This window comes from Polyangium sp. y55x31 (assembly GCF_029946505.1).
Classification (GTDB): domain Bacteria; phylum Myxococcota_A; class Polyangia; order Polyangiales; family Polyangiaceae; genus Polyangium.
In genome coordinates this window covers 32,656-47,078 of record NZ_JARZHG010000016.1, presented here as the reverse complement: position 1 = coordinate 47,078, position 14,423 = coordinate 32,656, and the positions used below count along the sequence as shown (strand labels likewise).

At 67.3% G+C, this 14,423-nt stretch carries 9 protein-coding genes; 7 read left to right on the top strand and 2 right to left on the bottom strand.

The features are described from left to right. The first annotated feature begins 86 nt into the window (after positions 1-86). Complete coding sequence (locus QHF84_RS26115) at positions 87-4,727, top strand: hypothetical protein (protein ID WP_281316135.1); 4,641 nt, start codon at positions 87-89, stop codon at positions 4,725-4,727. Between the two features lie 99 nt (positions 4,728-4,826). On the opposite strand, the gene QHF84_RS26110 is transcribed toward QHF84_RS26115, so the two are convergent. Beyond that, positions 4,827-5,432, bottom strand: a complete 606-nt coding sequence (locus QHF84_RS26110) for a hypothetical protein (protein WP_281316134.1) — start codon at positions 5,430-5,432, stop codon at positions 4,827-4,829. Between the two features lie 81 nt (positions 5,433-5,513). Then, positions 5,514-5,933: a VOC family protein gene (locus QHF84_RS26105; RefSeq protein ID WP_281316133.1), complete on the bottom strand. Its 420-nt coding sequence runs from the start codon at positions 5,931-5,933 to the stop codon at positions 5,514-5,516. A gap of 247 nt (positions 5,934-6,180) precedes the next feature. Here QHF84_RS26105 and QHF84_RS26100 point away from each other — a divergent pair, with 247 nt between their 5' ends. The 6 genes from QHF84_RS26100 to QHF84_RS26075 all read left to right on the top strand — a co-directional run bounded on the left by QHF84_RS26100 (position 6,181) and on the right by QHF84_RS26075 (position 14,251). Further along, on the top strand, positions 6,181-6,828 hold the full coding sequence (locus tag QHF84_RS26100) for a hypothetical protein (RefSeq protein WP_281316132.1): 648 nt from the start codon (positions 6,181-6,183) through the stop codon (positions 6,826-6,828). A 134-nt stretch (positions 6,829-6,962) separates the two neighbouring features. Further along, positions 6,963-8,123 carry a cytochrome P450 gene (locus QHF84_RS26095; RefSeq protein ID WP_281316131.1) on the top strand — a complete coding sequence of 387 codons (1,161 nt, stop codon included), beginning with the start codon at positions 6,963-6,965 and terminating at the stop codon, positions 8,121-8,123. A 159-nt stretch (positions 8,124-8,282) separates the two neighbouring features. Beyond that, positions 8,283-8,540 carry a hypothetical protein gene (locus QHF84_RS26090; protein WP_281316130.1) on the top strand — a complete coding sequence of 86 codons (258 nt, stop codon included), beginning with the start codon at positions 8,283-8,285 and terminating at the stop codon, positions 8,538-8,540. A 538-nt stretch (positions 8,541-9,078) separates the two neighbouring features. Then, positions 9,079-10,752: an ABC transporter transmembrane domain-containing protein gene (locus QHF84_RS26085; protein WP_281316129.1), complete on the top strand. Its 1,674-nt coding sequence runs from the start codon at positions 9,079-9,081 to the stop codon at positions 10,750-10,752. 139 nt (positions 10,753-10,891) lie between these two features. Further along, complete coding sequence (locus tag QHF84_RS26080; RefSeq protein ID WP_281316128.1) at positions 10,892-13,027, top strand: radical SAM protein; 2,136 nt, start codon at positions 10,892-10,894, stop codon at positions 13,025-13,027. 219 nt (positions 13,028-13,246) lie between these two features. Next, positions 13,247-14,251, top strand: a complete 1,005-nt coding sequence (locus tag QHF84_RS26075) for a hypothetical protein (RefSeq protein ID WP_281316127.1) — start codon at positions 13,247-13,249, stop codon at positions 14,249-14,251. Positions 14,252-14,423: the final 172 nt, after the last annotated feature.

The window sequence follows — 14,423 nt, the reverse complement described above, 5'->3', positions numbered from 1 at the left end:
TCGGCTCTCCCGCCCGAGGCGAGCCCACATCCTGCGAGGAGACTGGCATGTCTACGGTCAGGCGAGCGCCGTGCTCCCTTGGGTTCATGATTCGATCGCGGCCGCGCCCGGAGCGGGTCGCCTTGTGCCTGGCGCTGATGAGCGCCTCGCTCGGGTGTACGAACGAACAGCGGCCCGACGACGGCGCCCAGGCTGCTTCGACGCCCCCGAGCCACGCGCCGGCGCCGGAGTCCGCTCGGGGGCAGTTCGGGCTCGGCGATGTCATGCGGCGTGTCCACTTCGCGTTTCGCCCCGAAGGCGATTCGTTGCATGGAGGGCACACCACGTATGCGGTGCGAGCAGATGCGCGCTCGTTCGAGGTCGCGCCGTATCAACCCGCGGCGGACGGGCCCGCGCGTGATGGAGTCAAAGGCGCCGCGTTCGTCGCGGCCCTGACGTCGATCGAGCGCGCCGGCGTGTCCGTTCTCGACGCAGGCGAGCCGCGCATCGAGCTCGATCCGAGCTCGCGTGTCGCCATCACGCACGGCGACGTCGTCGAGCACCTCGAGAATACCGAGCAGGGCGTCGAGCAGAGTTTTTCCTTTGCGACGAAGCCCGAAGGTCGCGGGGATCTCGAGGTCCGGATCGCGGTGTCAGGAGAGGTCTTCACGAAGGAGACCGAGACGGGGCTTCATTTCGTCGACCCGCAGACGGGGCTCGGCGTGCGTTATGGGGTCGCGACGTGGATCGACGCCCGCGGGCGGAAGACCGCGGTGCCCGTCGACTTCGAGGCGGGCCACATCGTCTTGCGTGTCCCGGAGCGTGCGCTCGACGAGAGCGTTTTTCCGGCCGTGCTCGATCCGGTGATCGGACCCGAGCTCGGGATCGACGGGGTCATCCAGGTCGGAGCTGCCGGGACCCAAACCGAGTCGGCCATCGCCTTCGGGGGTGGAAATTACCTCGTCGTCTGGCGCGACGCACGCACGGGCACGGATGACCTTTATGGTGTTCGCGTCTCCAGCGCGGGGACGATCCTCGATACCTCCGGGATCGTGATCTCCAATGCCGCCGGCATCCAGCAGAAGCCCGACATCGCCTTCGATGGAACGAACTGGATGGTCACGTGGACCGACCAGCGGCAAGACCCCCAGGGGGACATCTACGCCGCCCGCGTGAGCAGCAGCGGCGCCGTGCTCGATCCCGGCGGGATCGCGGTTGCCACGGCGGACGTGGCGGGCGGGGAGGGGCCGGCGGCCGTCGCGTTCGGCAGCACGCACCATCTCGTCGCCTACAGGCGCAGCTACGGCCTCTATGGTCGTTTGATCGCGCCCGATGGGACGATGACCCCGGAATTCACGTTCGCGTCCAGCAATGTCAACCTCGACGACATCAGCATCGCGTTCAACGGGGCGAACTACCTGGTGGTGTTCGACACCCTCGACGCGAGCACCAGCTACGTCTACGGCCGCCGCGTCTCGCCCTCGGGCACGGTGCTCGACGCGTCGAACATCACGATTTGCTCTTATTGCAGTACGAGCGACCTCGACGTCGCTTCCGATGGTACGAACTGGTTTGCCGTGTGGCGGGACAGCAACATCCGCGGCCAGCGCATCACGAATGCGGGTGCGGTGCTCGACACGAGCTCCGGCAAATACCTCGCGGACTCGGCCACCGGCCTCTCGGTGGCCTTCGCGGGCAATGGGTATGGCGTGTTCGGGACGACGAGCAGCGAAATCTACGGGCTCTTCGTCGATTCGCTCGGCAACGTCACGATCCCGAAGACGGCCCTCGTCGCCGAGCCCGGCTCGAGCTCGATGGCGGCAGCCGCACACGACGGGACGAACTTCTTCCTCGCCTTCACGGATACGCGGCTGTCGAATTCGTACAGCACGTCGGACGTCTTCGGGTTGCGCGTCTCGAACGCACTCACCAAGGTCGACGCGACGAGCCAGCTCCTCTCACGCGCGGCGAACGCGGAGGTGCGCCCCGTCGTGGCCTACAACGGGACGAATTACCTCGCCGTCTGGGAGGACCGGCGCCCGGGCACGACGACGGACATCTATGGCGCCCGCTTGTCGACGACCGGCGCGGTGCTCGATCCGAGCGGGATCGCGATTTCGCAGGCCACGGGCAGCGAATATTATCCCTCGATCGCCTCGCTCGGTGGCGATTGGCTCGTCGCCTGGACCGATGTCCGCGCCGGCAATGACGACATTTACGCCGCGCGCGTCAGCGGCGCCGGGAGCGTGCTGGATCCGTCAGGGGTGCCGATCAAGGTCGCCACCGGCAGTCAGAGCACCCCCGCGGTTTCGTCCGATGGAACGAACTGGCTCGTGACCTGGCAAGACGCCGCGAACGCCGAGATCTGGGCGAGCCGGGTCTCCCCGGCCGCGACGGTGCTCGATGCCTCGGGGATTCAAGTTTCGACGGGCGGCGGCTCGTCGGCCGCGGTGGCCTACAATGGGACGAACTACCTCGTCGCATGGTCGAGGCCCGGGGCGATGGGGTACGACATCGCCGCGGCGCGCCTGACGCCGGCCGGCGCCGTGCTCGACACGGGCAACTTCGCCATCAACGTCGCAGCCACCTCCGCGAGCGAAAACACCGCCTCCGTCACGTCGAATGGCGCCGAATGGCTCGTCACGTGGGACAATAGCGCCGACGTTCGTGGTGCGCGGGTGGGTAGCACAGGCGCCGTGCTCGATCCCATGGGGATCGGCATCTCCACGGCGGTGAACACCCAGCGCGCGGCGCGAGCGGTCTGGGATGGCACCCAGTACTGGGTCGTTTGGCAAGACGACCGCGCGGTGAGCGGCCGTCAAGACATTTACGGCGCGCGCCTCACGCCCGGCGGGGTCGTGACGGACACGACGGGCATCGTCCTCGCGAACCATCCGGCGCAAAACGAGCTCGCCCCCGCGATCGCCGCCGGCCCCTCCAAGGAGGCGTTGCTCGTCTACCAGCGCTTCGACACCGCGCAGCCTTACGGCGCCGAGCGGGCCTGGGCCCGCCTCGTCACGGACCCGACGCTCGGCGTGAATGGTGTGTCCTGCCAGACCGGCGCCACGTGTGAGAGCGGCGCGTGCGTCGACGGGGTCTGCTGCGACACGGCATGCAATGGTACCTGCGTGGCGTGCACGGCTGCGAAGAAGGGCGCGGGGGTCGACGGCGCGTGTGGTCCCGTGGCCATGGGCGCGGATCCGGACAGCGAGTGCGCGGAGCAAGGCGCGAGCACCTGCGGCACGACGGGGAGCTGCAATGGCGCGGGCGCGTGTACGAAACACGCCCAGGGCACGCCGTGCGGAGCGATCTGCGTGGGGGACGCCGCGCAATCGAATGCGTGTAACGGGACGGGCACGTGCACCGCCGCGGGGGCGCCCACGAGCTGCGCGCCGTACGCCTGTGTGGCGGGCGCGTGCAACACGACGTGCGCCGCGGATGCCGATTGCACGGCCGGGAACGTATGCGTCGCCGGGGTCTGCGGCAAGCTCGCGGCGAACGGCGCCGCGTGCTCGAGTGATGCCTGGTGCCAATCGGGCGCCTGCGTCGACGGGGTCTGTTGCAACACGGCCTGCACCGGGCTCTGCGAGGCGTGCACCGCCGCGAAGAAGGGCGTCGGCGTGGACGGCGTGTGCGGGCCGATCGCGAGCGGGACGGACCCCGAGAACGAATGCGCGCTCGAAGCAGCAGGGAGCTGCGGGCAGAACGGTCAATGCAACGGCGCGGGCGCCTGCCAACTGCACCCCCAGGGCACCTCCTGCGGGGCCTCGCTTTGCCAGGGGACCGTCGTCAAGGGGCAGATCTGCGATGGCATGGGGCAGTGCGTGACCGATCCGGCGGGGAAGGATTGCGCGCCCTACGTCTGCTCGGCGGGATCGTGCAAGAATCCGTGCACGAACGACAACGAGTGCCTGACCGGCAACATTTGCCTGGCCGGGGCCTGCAAGCCCCCGGGGATGCCCGGAATCCCCTGCTCGGCCGGCTTCCAATGCAGCTCGGGCTTCTGTGTCGACGGCGTCTGCTGCGACGCGGCCTGCGCGGGATCCTGCGAGGCCTGCTCGGCCGCCAAGAAGGGTCAGGGGGCCGACGGGCAGTGCCAGCCCATCAAGACGGGCACGGATCCCGACGACGAATGCGCGGCGCAGGCGCCTTCGACCTGCGGGCTCGACGGTCAATGCAACGGGGACGGCGCTTGCTCGTTGTATGCGGCGGGGACGGCGTGCGCGGCCGGCTCCTGCACGGGCACCACGCAGGCGAACCCTTCGCAATGCGACGGGAGCGGCGTGTGCGTCGAGGGGACGCAGACGAGCTGCGTGGAAGGATATGCGTGCGTCGGGGACAAGTGCGCCACGAGCTGCACGGACGACGCGGCGTGCGCCCCGGGGTACGTATGCAATGTCCCGATGAAATGGTGTGAGCTCCCGGTCCAGAGCGGCTCGGGGAGTGGCTCCGGCACCGGCGGCGGCGCGAGCAGCTCCGGTACGGGCGGCTCCGGGGGCGGCGTGGGCGGCTCGGGCGGCGTGGGCGGCACAGAGCCCGGCGTGGGTGGCTTCGGAGGCGACGGCGGTGGCGGCGCGTCTTCCGGCACCGGCGGGCGCGATTCCACGGGCGATGAAGGTTGCGGATGCAAGGTGGCCGGCGCGCCCCGCGCCACGTCCCTCGCGCCGAGCGCGCTGATCGCACTGGCATTGGGAATCGTTTCCCGCAGGCGTTCCCGTCGGACAGCCGCGGACAGCGCTCTTCGATAGTTCTCTCCTCCCCCTCACGCCCGATACGACGCTTTCCTCATGCCCCCGCAGATACCGCGGGGGCCCCGTCGTATTGTTCGTCCACGAAGCGTGGGAAGATCACGGGCTCGACCATCGAACGTCGACCGGTAGCTCCACGCACTCCCTGATCGACGGCAAACCCTGACGGGCACCTGACGCCGTCGTCTCGGCTGCATACGCCCTGCAGAGCACGTGTCGCTCCCTCCAGACGAGCTCACACGAGCGCCCCATTTCGCTCCCGCCGGCCGCGGGAGCGGGGTCGCCGCAACGGTACCGCGTGATCGACCGATCGCCATGGGTATCGAGGCGCGCGTCTTGGTAACGACGAACCTCGCACCCAGCCTTGTCGGCACCCGTGGAGACGACCGCTGACCAGTAAAACGGCCCGCTATCGACGCCGTGGTACGAGCCATCCACGCGCGCCGGTCGGCAGGCGCGGAACGCCCCGGCGAGGCATCGCCGGGGCTCGCTGTCGTGCTGGACGAACTCGTCGTACGAGCCCGCGACCTCACCGCAATCGAGCGCCGCCGACGTCACCGCCCCGCCGAGATCCTCGGCCACGGTTTGCCGGAACGAGCGCAACGCCTGTTCCCGTCGCGACAGCGGCCCCGCGCACGCCGCCGCCAGCACGAGCACCACGCCGGCGCCGACGAGCATGGTCACGCTGCGAAGCCCGGATGCCATGACCACCTGTTACCGCACCTTCGCCTGGCACGGCAATTGTGATCTCCGCACGCGGGTCGAGCGCGCGGCGCTGCGAGCCCGTCACGGTGACGAGCGAACACCATCCCGTGACGGACCCAGATCGGCAGGATCGACCCGCCCGCGCCGCATGCAGCCAACCTCGATCGCCACGGATCCCGGTCCCCTGCAATAGAACATGACCCCGCGGTTATTCTGGATCACGTCCGTGATGGGGCCGATCCCATCCGCGACGAGGCGCGCGTGATGCCGGCGCACCTCGTCTTCGTCGTCGATGTGGAAGCCGATGTGGAACTCCTCCGGGTACGACACTTGCGCGTCCTTCGTTCGCTGAAGGACCAGCGTGAACCCGTGGCGGTCCGAGAGAATCGCGATCGCGGGGGAATTGCGGTTGCTGCAAAGCTCGAGGTCGAAGTAGCGCTCGAAGAACTCGACAGCGGCGCGAACGTCGGGAACCTGCAGGTCGAGGTGATTGAGTTTCATGAGAGCCTCCACGTCGGACGCACACGTGCGTCATCGTGCCGTGGGTCTCACTCCGTGCTGGAGGGACAAGGGCTCCCGACCTGGGAGTGACCGGGGCTCACCGGACCGGTCTGCCGTTTTTCGACAGGACGAGCCGTACCATGCCCGCCGCTCGAACGCAAGCACGCCCGGATCGACGCAGAAGCATCGGCCCCACGGTTGGGGATTCTCTTGGGTGAATAAAGATGGCAGGGTGCACGCGTCACCAATGCGATCGACCGCCTTCCTCCTCCCCCTCCTGCTTCTTCTCCCCACCGTCGCTCGAGCCCAGGAGCAAGGGCCTGGTGAGCCCACCGCGCCCGCCGCGCCCGCCGCGCCCGCCGCGCCCGCCGCGCCTCCGCCTCCCCCGGTGCCCGCTCCCGTGGCCACGCCCACGCCATTCCCGACACGCTCGATCCGCATCGGGCTGAGCTTCCAGGCGGAATACCTCGAGCCGTTCGAGAAGACCTCGCCGTTCGGGCCCGGGCTCTTTGGGGCGTACGAATTCTACCTGAAGCCGTCGTTCGCCATCGGCATCAACCTCTCCTACCGGTTCTACCCAGGCGCGGAGCAGCTCCACCAGATTGGCTACGGCCTGCTCATGAAGCACTACCTGTACGGCGCGAGTGACCCGGATGCGGTGGTCATGCCGTTCGTCGAGTACGGCCTGCTCCTGCACGTCAATCTCCAATCGGGCCACAAAGGCACGGGCACCGCGCACGATACGCGCCTGTCGGCGGGTACGGACTTCCGCATCCTGAAGCAGATCTTTTTCGTCGAGGCCTCGTGGCATTACAGCCGCCTCAGCCTGTTCGAGAGCAAGCGCTACCCGATGGATTATCTCGAGTTCGATCTCGGGTACCGGTACGCGTGGTGACCGATCGCATGCGAGGGATTGGCAAACCCGATCCTCGGGCCGGCCAGGCGTCGCCGCGACATCGTTCGTTCGACAGCAGGGATTACGCGGCCGATACTTCCCCGCACGCTCCCGCAACGTGACAAGCTCGCACCATGGCTGACACCGACGCGCCCGAGACCCGAGCCTTTTATCAAACCATGCGCCGGACGCGCCCCATCCACTACGATGAGCGCTATCAGAGCTGGTGCATCTTCCGCTACGACGACGTGAAGGCCGTGCTCTCGGACTGGGAGAGCTTCTCCTCCGACTACGGCCGCCTGGCCCCTGGTTCTGCCCTGGACCTCATTCACCGGGGCAACCTGAATGCCTCGGATCCACCGCGACACCAGCGCCTGCGTAACCTCGTCTCGCGAGCCTTCACCCCGCGAGCCAGCGCCGAGCTGGAGCCGGAGATCACCCGCACCACCCACGCGCTGCTCGACGGCATCGCCCAGCGCGGCGCGTGCGAGCTCGTCGAAGAGTTCGCCGGCGTGCTGCCGCTCCTCGTGATTGCCGACATCCTCGGCATTCCCCGCGCGGAGCACGCCTACTTCCGTCGGCTGACCCTGGAGGTTATCGAGACCTTCGACTCCATCGTGAGCGGAAAACCCGCGAGTCCCCGCCCCCAGGAAGAAATGGACGCCTACTTCTCCCAGGTCATCACGGAGCGACGCGCCGGGCCTCGGGAGGACCTCACCTCGCGCCTGCTCGCGGCCGAGGTCGACGGCGAGCGCCTCAGCGACAAGGAGGTGCTCGGCTTCATGAAGCTCTTCCTCGTCGCGGGCAATTCGACCACCTCGCGCCTCATCACCAACACAGTGCTCACGCTGCTGGAGCACCCGGACGAGCTCGCCCGGCTGCGCGCCGACCCGAACCTCCACGGCCCGGCGATCGAGGAGGTGCTCCGGTTCCGGCCGCCCATCAACACCTGGTTCCGAGTCGCCGCGAAGGACGTGGAGCTCGGCGGCCAGAGGATTCGCGAGAAGCAGCAGGTCGTCGCCTTCCTCGGCTCGGCCCACCGTGACGAGGCCCATTTCAAGGACCCGGACCGCTTCGACATCGGCCGGAGCCCGAACCCGCACATCGCCTTCAGCAGCGGTATCCACTTCTGCATTGGCGCGCCCCTGGCGCGGCTCGAAGCGCGGGTGGCGTTGCAGGCGATCCTCGAGCGTCTGCCAGGGCTCGAGCTTTCGAACGAGGAGCCGCTGGAGCCGCTCAAGGGGCTCCAATCCAACGGCGTGGCGCGGCTGCCCGTGCGGTTCCGGCCGGCTTGATCGCCCGCCAGGCCGCTGGCGTCTCGCAATTTTGAGAAAACAGTTGGCCAAATATACGATTACTCAGCCGGTCGAGCTCTGATACATCGAGCAGCGTAGACAGAGCGAGAGCTCTCGCATTTCATTCAACCAGTCCCGGACAGGGATGAAGGAGCACACATGAAACGACTGTTCGCGCTCGCCGTGCTGGGCCTTGCTGCTTGTATCGCCGAAGAAGACGTGGACCTCGACGTCGATGCCCCCGACATGGTGGAACAAGCCGAGACGATGCCGCCCTGCACCGCGGCCAACGAGGGCGCTACGCACATCGTCACCAAGAAGCTGAGCCATACGACGGAAGTCAGCACCTACGAGTGCCAGTCCGGCACCTGGCAACTGATCCGGCGCTGCACCGGCGGCACCTGCATCGATTACTGAGCTGCGGCTTCTCCCCCGGGAGCGATCACCAGGCGGCCCCGGCGTCCTCGAATCAATGTTTGCACGTGGCCTCGTCCCGCCTCGTGGTGCTGACGCCCGCCGGCACGTGAAAGCGCCCCCGCTCGCGGTCGATGTCCCGGATGACACGGTTGCGCGAATTCCGTATCATCCAGCAGCGGCTACCAGATCCCCGACACCGTGGCAACGGCTACGAAACACGATGACCCGGGATCAGCCGGTATGCCGAGCCCGATGGACTGGAAGGATACGCTGAACGTTCCCCTGGCCTCTCCGAACCGGCGAGCCAGGATTGAGCCTGTTTCGCCGAGAGATACCGTGAATCCGACGCACCCGGTCGGGCGCCTCGCTGCATGCGCTGCCATACTGCGGTCGAGGTCCGCGGCACGCTGGTCAATGGGCGTCAGCCATGGCGAACACGGCGAAATCGACGATAACGGAGCCCCGCCCTTTCGAAGCGAGGGCCTTTCGGCACATCTCCGCGCTCGTCCGGCCCGAGCGCGGGAGAATCCTCTGGGCCATGCTCTTTCTCGCTGTCGAGAGCGCAGCGGCTCTTCTTTTTCCCCAGATGCTCCGCGCAATCGTCGACGGCGCATCCGCCCATGGCGGGAACACCGCGCCCATGAGCAGCGCCGTGGCAGCGCTCACCGCCGCCGCCTTCGTGCAAGCCACGGCGCTCGCGCTGCGCTTCACGCTCTTCAATGTCTCCGGCGAGCGCGTCGTCGCCCGGCTGCGCGCGCGGCTTTTCGAGCGCCTTCTGGCACAGGATACCGCCTTCTTCGATCAGCATGCGACCGGCGAGCTCACGAGCCGCCTCACCCTGGATACGGCCGCGCTGCAAAACGTCGTCACCACCAACGTCCCCACGTTGCTGCGCGCGCTCGTATCCATGATCGGGGGCGCCTGCTGTCTTTTCCAGGCATCGCCGCGGCTCGCCCTCCTCATGCTCTCGATCTTCCCGCCGGCGACGCTCGGTGCCGTCCTGTACGGGCGCCAGGTCCGGCGCATCTCCCGGGATTTTCACGATGCGATGGCGCGCGCCGGACAGATCGCCGCCGAGGCGCTCGCTGGAATCAGGACGGTCCACGCGTTCGCCGCGGAGCAGGGCGAAGCAGAGAGGTATGCCACGTCCATCCTCCAGGGGCACCATTTCGGGGAGCGACGCAGCCGCATCGTCGGGACATTCCTGGGCGCGGCATCGTTTGTCGTGTGTGGCGTGGTGGCCCTCGTGCTCTGGTATGGTGGGCACCTCATGGCGCGAGGCGCGCTGAGCGCGGGGGAAATGCTCTCCTTCCTCGTGTATGCGCTCATGGTCGCCTTCTCGTGCAGCTCCCTGAGCGACGTGTGGGCGGAGCTGGCACGGACCGGGGGCGCCCTGGAGCGCGTCGTCGACCTGCTCGAGCGTACGCCCACGATTCAGCACGCCGGCGGCCTCGCGCTGCCCTCGGTCATGGGGAAGATCGAGTTCCGGCAGGTCGATTTCTGCTACCCGACGCGAAAGCGTGCTCCGCTGCTGCGCGGACTTTGCCTCACCCTTCACGCGGGCGAGGTGGTCGCGCTGGTGGGCCCCTCGGGCGCGGGCAAATCGACGATCGCCGCGCTCTTGTTGCGCCTCTATGACCCCGACCGCGGGACCATCGTCCTCGACGGCGTGGACCTTTGCGACCTCTCGCCCCGGTGGCTGCGCCGCCAGATCGGCCTCGTCTCGCAGGACACGCCGCTGTTCTCGGGCAGCGTCGCCGATAACATCCGCTATGGGCGCGGAGACTCTCCCGACGCCGAGGTCGAGGCCGCGGCGCGGACGGCCAACGCGCACGCATTCATCTGCGAGTTGCCGCAGGGGTACAGGACGCTCGTCGGCGAGCGCGGCGTGCAGCTCTCCGGCGGGCAGCGGCAGCGCATCGCCATTGCCCGCGCCATCCTCCAGGCGCCGCCGATCTTGATCCTCGACGAGGCGACGAGCGCCCTCGACGCGGGGAGCGAGACGCTCGTGCGCGAAGCCCTCGAGCGGCTCATGAAGGGGCGCACGACGCTGATCATCGCTCACCGGCTATCGATGGTCCAGGCCGCGCATCGTGTGGTCGTCATGTCCGGCGGCGCCATCGTCCAGATCGGGACGCCCGCGGAGCTCTTGCAAAAGGAGGGGCTTTACCGCGATCTCGCCCTGTTGCAACGAGGACGCCCGACCGAGTGACGTCTGGACGCGGACGGGGGCGATGACCAGATGCAATACGAAGGGCGCGCGCCGGTGCGGCCACTTCGACCCGGCGACACGCCAGACGCCGCGCGTGGGCTCCGGCGTATGCGACGCGTCTCGACGCGGAGGACCACGAATGTCGGCAGCATGTCGCAAGAACGTTCTGATCAGCGAACCCCAACTGATGGAAATGGGCATTCCTTATCTGCCCGTCATGTGGGGTATCCTGAAAACGTACTGGGAACGGCTCGGGCCCGGCGGAGAGGACGTGACTTGGCTGCCCCCGATCCACCGGATGGGGGACGCGGCCTCCCTCCTTTCGGCGTACGGGGATACCCCGATCCACGTGCTGGGGCTGAGCTGCTATACCTGGAACTGGCGCTTGCAGCTCCAGATCGCGCAGCAGGTCCGAGCGCGCCATCCGGATTGTCTGATCATCGCTGGTGGGCCGGAGCCGGACTACAAGGATCCGGCATTTTTCGCCAAATACCCGTACATCGACATGATCGCCGTCAAGGACGGCGAGATCACGTGGAACAGGATCCTCGAGCGTGTCCTCGCGCGCGGCGACGGCCGCGGGCTCCCGCAGGACGGCGCCCTTTTCCTCGATGTCCCGGGCTTGTACCTGCCCGGGCCGGACGGGAGCGCCCACATCTGCACCGGGCCCGCGGAGGTGCCTTCGGTCTTCGAGCACAGCCCGTACATCGCGCAGAGCGCTTATTACGAGGAGCTGCGTCGCGCGCTCTCCAGCAATGTCATCGCCGTCTGGGAGACGAACCGCGGCTGCCCGTACAGATGCAGCTTCTGCGACTGGGGCTCGGCCACCATGTCGAAGCTGCGTCTCTTCGACATGGCGCGATTGGAGGCCGAGATCGAGTGGTTCGGGCGCACGAAGGTCGGCTTCATCATGCTGGCCGACGCGAACTTCGGCATCCTGCCGAGGGATCTGACGCTCCTCGACCGCGTCGTCGCGGCCAACGAGAAGTACGGCTACCCGACGTATTTTTCGTACAACACGGCGAAAAACAACCCCGACCGGACGGTCGCCATCGCCAAGAAGCTCATCGGCTCCGGTCTGTCGTCGGCGCATGTGCTCTCCATCCAGCACACGAATGAGGACGTCCTTGCCGCGACCGAGCGCGCCAATATCTCCACCACCAAGCAAATCAAGGTCGTCCGTGAGCTGATGGAGGACGACATCCCCATCTACGTCCAGCTCATCATGGGGATCCCCGGGGATACGTACGAGACCTGGAAGTCGTGTTTCACCGACCTGATGGAATGGGGTATCCACGCCCATTACTGGGTATTCCCGTACAACCTGCTCCCCAACGCGCCGGCCGCCGAGGCGCAGTACCGCGAGCGGTGGAAGATCCAAACGCTCGATCGCTACGTCCTCTTGAACCACGGCCTGCGCATGCTGGGCCCCATCGACCCCGTCCTGGAAGCCAAGAGCCGGCTGATCGTCGAGACCAGCACGTTCTCGCGCGTCGACTGGGTGAAGATGAGCGCCTATTCCGCTTGCATCAAGGCGCTGCACAACTGCGCGGTGACCCAATCCATCGCCGTGTACATGCGCTTCACGCACGACCTGCCCTACGCCCAGTTTTACGAGGACCTGATCGAGAACTTCTTCGCCGGCGCGGAGCCCTCGAGGGGCTGGTACCAGGCGGTGCTGGCCCATCATCAGCGCTACCTCGACGAGGAGGACGCCATCGATTTCATGGCCATCCCCCAGCTCCCGGATTTTTCGTACCACATCGATCCGAGCCGCTGGCTCTTCGTCCAGATCTGCTTCGCGATCGACGCATTCTTCGAGGCCCTGCGGGAGCACCTGGTCCATCGCTACCCGGCTGCCGCCGCGAGCCTGGAGAGCCTCGTCGCATACCAGAAAAACCTGATCGTCCTGCCCAGCTACGACAGGCAACGCGGGAAGGTCTTCGTCACGGACCACGACTGGCCGGCCTATTTCGCCGAAGCGCAGCGGCGCCTCGTCCCTACGCGGCTGCCCGAGCCAGCGCCCACACCGGGCGCCCTGCTCGCCGTCGGTGATCAGGCCTGGTCGGACGAGCGGATGACACGTCCGCTCGACTGGGCCGCAAGCAGCGAGGAGGAGCGATGGGCCCGATGGATTCACGCCACGGCAACCGGGCGCAACTCGATCCGCAAGAACAACTTCCAGGAGCTCCGGCGTCTGTCGTCCGGCGCGATCGCGACCGGCCCCGTGGCGCCGGATACGCCGAAACCCCGGCGTCTGCCCATCACGCGCTGAACCGGGAGCGGCGACAAACCCATGAGAAGCTCGGGAGGAGTGCGCAACGCAAGGTCGTCCTTCGTGGACAGGGTTGCCTCCAAGGACCCGCCCAAGCCCGGCACCTGAAGGACCGTTGGTCCTGGACGAACCCAAGGTTTGCCCACGAACATCCAAGGTTCGTCCGGGGAGAGGGGTTCGTCTTGACCGGCCAATGCTTCAGCGGGTAGGCTCCCTCTCATGAAGTACCTACTCCTCGCAAGCACGGTTCTCCTCGTGGTTTCGGTATCCTCGTCGGCGGCTCTGGCGGAACCCACGTCGGACGCCTCTTCGACCGATCCCCCCAAGATCCCCTATGCGACGCTCACGTCGGGCCGGGCCCTGTCGACGTGGTTCCCGGAGACGTTGAAGCTTATCCGGGAGGCCCAGGCGCTCGAAAAGGAGGGGAAGACCTCGGAGGCGCTCGATAAGTACAGGGACGCCTGGGAAATCGAGCCGTACACCAACACCTACGCGGAGCTGGGGCTCGCGGAGGCGCGGGCGGGGAACCTGCTCGCCTGCGCGAGGAACCTCCAGGTCGCTCTCCAGTCCTGGACCCCTCATTATCCCATGGTGCGCCCGGTCGAGCTGCTTCGTGAGGTCCTTGCTCATTGCAAGAAGGACCTCGGGCAGCTCGTCATCCGGATCAACGTGCCCGACGTGCGCGTGACGATCGATGGAGAGGACATCCGGGAGTGGCCCTATTTTTCCGAAATTTATGTCGAGCCGGGGAAGCACCACATCAAGGCGGCGAAGCTCGGGTATTGGATGAATCAGACGACCGTGGAGGTCGGGGCCCGTGAACGGAAGCCGCTCTCGATCGCGATGCAGCCGAAGTATGAGACTCACTTCATTGGATTTAGCCGCCCTGTGAACTTCAGCGTCAACGCGAACCTCGCCACCGGGGGAAAGAATGAGGAGCCTACGTGGCCTCGGAACCTCATGATCGGGAGCGGTATCGGGATGGGGCTTGGCGTCGGAGCCGTCGTGACGGGCCTCGTCCTTCGTAACGATGGATCCGGGGGGCAGAGCTCGGCCGCTTGGACGGGCGTTGCCGCCGCTGGGGGGATCCTCACGGGGCTCTCGCTGACAGGCCTCATCATTGGCATTGCCAGCCGCCCCCCGGAGCCTCCCCCGAACGTCATCATCCAGCCCAGCGTGTCGAACGACGGTGCTGGCGTGCAGCTCACCGGCACGATCCCGTAGGGCTGCTACCCTGCGCGCGCCTCGCCGCCCCGCCCACGCGTCAACCGGCCTGTTCGATGAACTGCGCATCGCGCAGTTCATCGACCCCGGGTCCAGCGCTTGCGCAGGCCCCGGGTCCAGGGGTGGACAACCCCTGGTCGGGCCTGGGGCGAAGCCCCAGCGAAGCGCCTCC